Source organism: Kitasatospora sp. NPDC093558, from assembly GCF_040683475.1.
In the GTDB taxonomy this organism is placed as follows: Bacteria; Actinomycetota; Actinomycetes; order Streptomycetales; family Streptomycetaceae; genus Kitasatospora.
Window position 1 is genome coordinate 1 of sequence record NZ_JBFBDY010000509.1, and the last position, 4,676, is coordinate 4,676.

Below are 4,676 nucleotides of genomic sequence, written 5' to 3' on the forward strand. Positions count from 1 at the left end.
CTGTCGTGCGCCACCCGGCGCGCGAACTCGGCGACGCCGGCCAACTGCCGCCCGCCGAGCGAGAAGTCGAGCGCCTCGCTGAAGTAGCGCTCCAGCACGTCGGCGCCGAAGGCCTCCCAGCGGGCGGCCTGCTCGGCGACCTTGGCGGCCTCGACCAGTGACAGGTCGCGGGACTCCAGGAAGGCCCGGTGGACGGCGGCGGTCAGCTCGGGGCTGCGGGCGGCGAAGTCGCGGCGCACCGCCCAGACGGCGAAGACGAAGGGCAGGCCGGTCCACTCCTTCCACATCGCGCCGAGGTCGTGGACAGTGAGCCCGAGGTCGGCGGCCTGGCCGAGGTAGGCACGCAGCGCCGGGTCGCCGATGAGGACGGCGGCGTCGGCCTCGGCGAGCATCTGGGCGAGGTCGGGCGGGCAGCTGAAGTACTCGGGGCGCACGCCCTCGCGCTCCTCCAGGAGCAGGCGGGCGAGCCGGACGGAGGTGCGGCTGGTGGAGCCGAGGGCGACCCGGCGGCCGTCGAGGTCGGCCAGCGGCACCTTGCTGACGATCACGCAGGACATCACCGGGCCGTCGCTGCCGACCGCGATGTCGGGCAGGACGAGCAGTTCGTCGGCGTGCCGCAGGTACTCCACGCAGGTGATCGGGCCGATGTCGAGCGTGCCGTCGACGAGCTGGTCGCTGAGCTTCTCGGGGGTGTCCTTGGTGAGGTCGAGATCGAGCAGGTTGCCGGTCCTGGCGAGCCCCCAGTAAAGGGGTACGCAGTTGAGGAACTGGATGTGTCCGACCCTCGGCCTGGCCGGGGTGTGTTCCGCCGGGGTGTGCTCCACTGCGCCGCTCCCTTGCTCTTCGTGCGCCTCCACGCAGCGTATGCCCGGCGTCGTGAACGGCCCGCACCCACCCTCCCGACACGCGCCGTGCGCACCGCAGTTCACCCCTGGTCGTCACCGCAACCGCATGCTAGCGTTGCCCTCAGTTGCAGTTTGATTCCCCTTGCAGTACTTGAAGCCTGCGGAGCATGTAACCGCAGGCTTTTTGTAGTTTTTCAGCAATATCGAAAAACTTCGGACTCGTCCGGAGGCAGGGCGATCAGCGCAGCGGACCGGGAGCCACACGGTGTGGCCCCCGACACGCCTCGCAAGGAGAACGGCATGGCCACGGGAACCGTCAAGTGGTTCAACGCTGAGAAGGGCTTCGGCTTCATCGCCCAGGAGGGCGGCGGCCCCGACGTCTTCGTCCACTACTCCGCCATCAACGCGAGCGGCTTCCGCTCGCTGGAGGAGAACCAGGCGGTCAGCTTTGACGTCACCCAGGGCCCGAAGGGCCCGCAGGCGGAGAACGTCACCGCTATCTGACCATCCTCTGATGATCTGATCGCTCGGGACCCCGACGGGTCCGCAGGCGGCTCCCGACAGCCGCCACCATGAGCACAAGAGCAACACCCAAGGGGGCCCGCCACACGGCGGGCCCCCTGCCTTTTCCCCACGGCCTTTCCCCAGCCGTATATAAAGGCCCGCCACCCCCAGCCGCACGAAGGCCCGCCCCCACGCCGCGAACGGCGCGAGGACGGGCCTCGTCACGGAACTCAGGCCGCGGCCGGAGCAGCCTTCGCGGCGACCTCCGCCGGGACGGCGGCCGAACCGTCCAGCAGGTCGCCCGTCGGGCTGTTGTAGGCGACGAGGTCGAGGGTCTTCTCCCGCGCCGCCACCAGGACCGGCACCAGCGCCTGCCCGGCGACGTTCGTCGCGGTGCGCATCATGTCGAGGATCGGGTCGATGGCGAGCAGCAGGCCGACGCCCTCCAGGGGCAGGCCCAGGGTGGAGAGGGTCAGGGTCAGCATGACGATCGCGCCGGTGAGGCCCGCGGTGGCGGCAGAGCCGATGACCGAGACGAAGGCGATCAGGACGTAGTCCTTGATGCCGAGGTCGATGTTGTAGACCTGGGCGACGAAGATCGCGGCGATCGACGGGTAGATCGCGGCGCAGCCGTCCATCTTGGTGGTGGCGCCGAACGGGACGGCGAAGGACGCGTACTCGCTCGGGACACCGAGGCGCTCGGTGACGCGGCGGGTGACGGGCAGGGTGCCGACCGAGGAGCGGGAGACGAAGGCCAGCTGGATGGCGGGCCAGGCGCCGCGGAAGAAGTTGAGCGGGTTGAGGCCGCCGGCGAACTTCAGCAGCAGCGAGTAGACGACGAAGAGCACCAGCGCGCAGCCGACGTAGATGTCGGCGGTGAGGGTCGCGAAGGGCTTGAGCAGGTCCCAGCCGTACTTGGCGACGGACTTGCCGATCAGGCCGAGGGTGCCGAGCGGGGAGAGCCTGATGACCCACCACAGGGCGGTCTGGGTGAGCTCCAGGACCGACTCGCTGAGCTTGAGGACGGGCTCGGCCTTGGTGCCGAGCTTGATGACCGCGGCGCCGACGACGACCGCCATGAAGACGATCTGCAGCACGTTCACCTCGGTGAACGCGGTGACGATGTTGGTCGGGAAGATGCCGGTCAGGAAGTCGACCCAAGTGCCGCCGCCCTTGGGCGCCTTGAGGCCCTCGGTGCTCAGGTTGGTGCCCTGGCCCGGGTTGGTGAGCAGGCCGAGGCCGAGGCCGATGGCGACGGCGATCAGCGAGGTGATCAGGAACCAGAGCAGGGTGCGGACGGCGAGGCGGGCCGCGTTGGTGACGTTGCGCAGGTTGGCGACGCTCACCACGATCGCGGTGAACACCAGCGGCGGGACGGCCAGCTTGAGCAGCTGGACGAAGGTCTTGCCGATGGTCTCCAGGGTGGTGGCCAGCCAGGAGACGTCGGCGGCGCGGGCGAGGTAGCCGAGGCCGACGCCGAGCACGAGGCCGGCGACGATCTGCACCCAGAACGGCGTCTTGCGGATGCGGGCGAGCACGGACGGCGACGAGGTCGCCTCGGGCGCTGTGGACATGGGGGTGCGGCTCCGGGGGAGGGCGGTGCTGACGGTGGGGTGCGGCGGGGACGGCGGCACGGCACACGGGCCGGGCGGTGAGGGCTCGGCCCCGGTCAGGGGCGTGCCGCCGGAATACAGGAGACGGCGCGACAACGGCGCGGGCTGTCCACGGCTCCCGGCAGACGGCACGCGCGGGCGGCGGTGGGCGGGGTGCCCAGGCCGTGCATCCGGGGTGCGTCCGAGGGGGTCATGGCCGACACGTTAGCAGTAAAGGTTTGAGATGTTCAAAGTACTTGTTTGAGATGAGGGTGGCGCAAGAGCGAGATCCGGACACGAACGAGCCTGACGCACCATCAGTCGGTCGAGCCAGTCCGATTGACCGCCCGACGGTTATACGTATAACTTTGACGGTGCCATCAACGGCCCTGCTCCCTACACGCCCCCACCGGAGACCCGCCGATGGGCTATCTCGCCCTGCTCCGCGCCCCCCACGTCAGCCGCCTCCTGTTCGGCACCCTGCTCGGCCGCCTGCCCGCCGGCATGACCGCCCTGGTCATCGCCCTCGCCCTGCGCGAGGCCGGCGCGCCGTACGGCCGGATCGGCCTGGCCACCGCCGTCTACGCGCTCGCGGCCGCCGTCGGCGGGCCGGTGCTCGGCCGGATCGTCGACCTCACCGGGCAGCCGCGCGTCCTCGTCGCGTCCGCCGTCGTCGCCGGCGGCGGGTACGCGCTGCTCGCGCTCGCGCCCGGGTCGGTACTCGCCGCGCCGGTGGGCGCCGCGATCGCCGGGCTCGCGATGCCCCCGCTCGAACCCTGCCTGCGCTCGCTGTGGCCGGCCGTGGTCGAGGAGGAGCAGCTGGACACCGCCTACGCCTTCGACTCCGCCTCGCAGCAGATCCTCTACGTGGCCGGGCCGCTCGCCGTCGCCGGGATCGCCGGCTTCGCCAGCCCGGTCGTGGCGCTGTGGGTGGCTGCCGGGCTGGGCCTCGCGGGCGCGCTGGTCGTGGCCACCGCCGCGCCGGCGCGGGCCTGGCGGGCTCCGGCGCGCGCGCACTCGGCCGGGCTGCTGGGCCCGCTGCGCTCGCCCGGCCTGGTGCTGCTGCTGGTCGGGCTGGCCGGGGCCGGCTGGGCGGTCGGCGCGCAGAACGTGCTGTTCATCGCCTACGCCGAGCACCACGCGGGCGCCCTGCCCGGCGGCGCCGGCACGCTGCTGGCGCTGGCCGCGCTCGGCGGCCTGCTGGGCGCGCTCGCGTACGGAGCCGTGAAGTGGCGCAGCGGCACGGCTACCCGGACGTGGGTGATGGCGCTGGTGATGGCCGCGTCCTACCTGCCGCTGGTGGTGCTGCCCGGGCCGTACCCGATGGCCGCGCTGGCGTTCGTGTCGGGGATCGTGCTGGCCCCGCTGCTCGCGGCGGCGTTCGTGCTGGTCGCGGAGCTGGCGCCGACCGGGACGGTGACGGAGGCGTTCGCCTGGCTGGTGACGCTGTTCGCGACCGGGAATTCGCTCGGCTACGCGGTGTCGGGCAACCTCGCCGAAGGCTCGCTGCGGTCGGTGGCGCTGTGCGCGGCGGGCGGGATCGGCCTGGGCGGCCTGCTGCTGTTCGGCGCGCGCCGGTGGTTCCGGGCGGCGCCGCGGCTCGCGCCGGTGCCGCAGGCGGTGCCCGTGGGCTGACCGCCGCCAGAGACGACTGTGCCCGCCGGGGGTGAGGTACGGCGGGCCCCTTCATGGGTGGGTCGAGGTCGGGCGGGTCGGGGGGCCGCGGGGGTGGTCG

Annotated in this window: 4 protein-coding genes; 2 read left to right on the top strand and 2 right to left on the bottom strand. The window is 72.1% G+C overall.

Annotated features, from left to right (window positions below; all coding sequences use genetic code 11):
• Positions 1-824, bottom strand: an 824-nt coding sequence (locus tag AB0O00_RS30245) for a menaquinone biosynthesis protein (protein WP_363657153.1), incomplete at its 3' end; no start/stop codon positions are given.
• A gap of 321 nt (positions 825-1,145) precedes the next feature.
• Here AB0O00_RS30245 and AB0O00_RS30250 point away from each other — a divergent pair.
• The gene (locus AB0O00_RS30250; protein ID WP_030060085.1) at positions 1,146-1,349 is read left to right on the top strand and encodes a cold-shock protein; all 204 of its coding nucleotides are present in this window, start codon (positions 1,146-1,148) and stop codon (positions 1,347-1,349) included.
• 230 nt (positions 1,350-1,579) lie between these two features.
• Here AB0O00_RS30250 and AB0O00_RS30255 read toward each other — a convergent pair whose 3' ends face one another.
• Entirely contained in the window at positions 1,580-2,923 is a 1,344-nt protein-coding gene (locus AB0O00_RS30255; RefSeq protein ID WP_363657155.1) for a dicarboxylate/amino acid:cation symporter, read from the bottom strand.
• Positions 2,924-3,364: 441 nt separating this feature from the next.
• Between AB0O00_RS30255 and AB0O00_RS30260 the strand changes: the two genes are divergently transcribed.
• Positions 3,365-4,576 (top strand): MFS transporter, encoded by a 1,212-nt coding sequence (locus tag AB0O00_RS30260; RefSeq protein ID WP_363657157.1) that lies wholly within the window; start codon positions 3,365-3,367, stop codon positions 4,574-4,576.
• Positions 4,577-4,676: the final 100 nt, after the last annotated feature.

What these genes read in the sequence shown, in the direction of transcription:
- AB0O00_RS30255 (WP_363657155.1), bottom strand. Translation starts at nt 2,923, where the DNA reads ATGTCCACAGCGCCCGAGGCGACCTCGTCGCCGTCCGTGCTCGCCCGC.
- AB0O00_RS30250 (WP_030060085.1), top strand. Translation starts at nt 1,146, where the DNA reads ATGGCCACGGGAACCGTCAAGTGGTTCAACGCTGAGAAGGGCTTCGGC.
- AB0O00_RS30260 (WP_363657157.1), top strand. Translation starts at nt 3,365, where the DNA reads ATGGGCTATCTCGCCCTGCTCCGCGCCCCCCACGTCAGCCGCCTCCTG.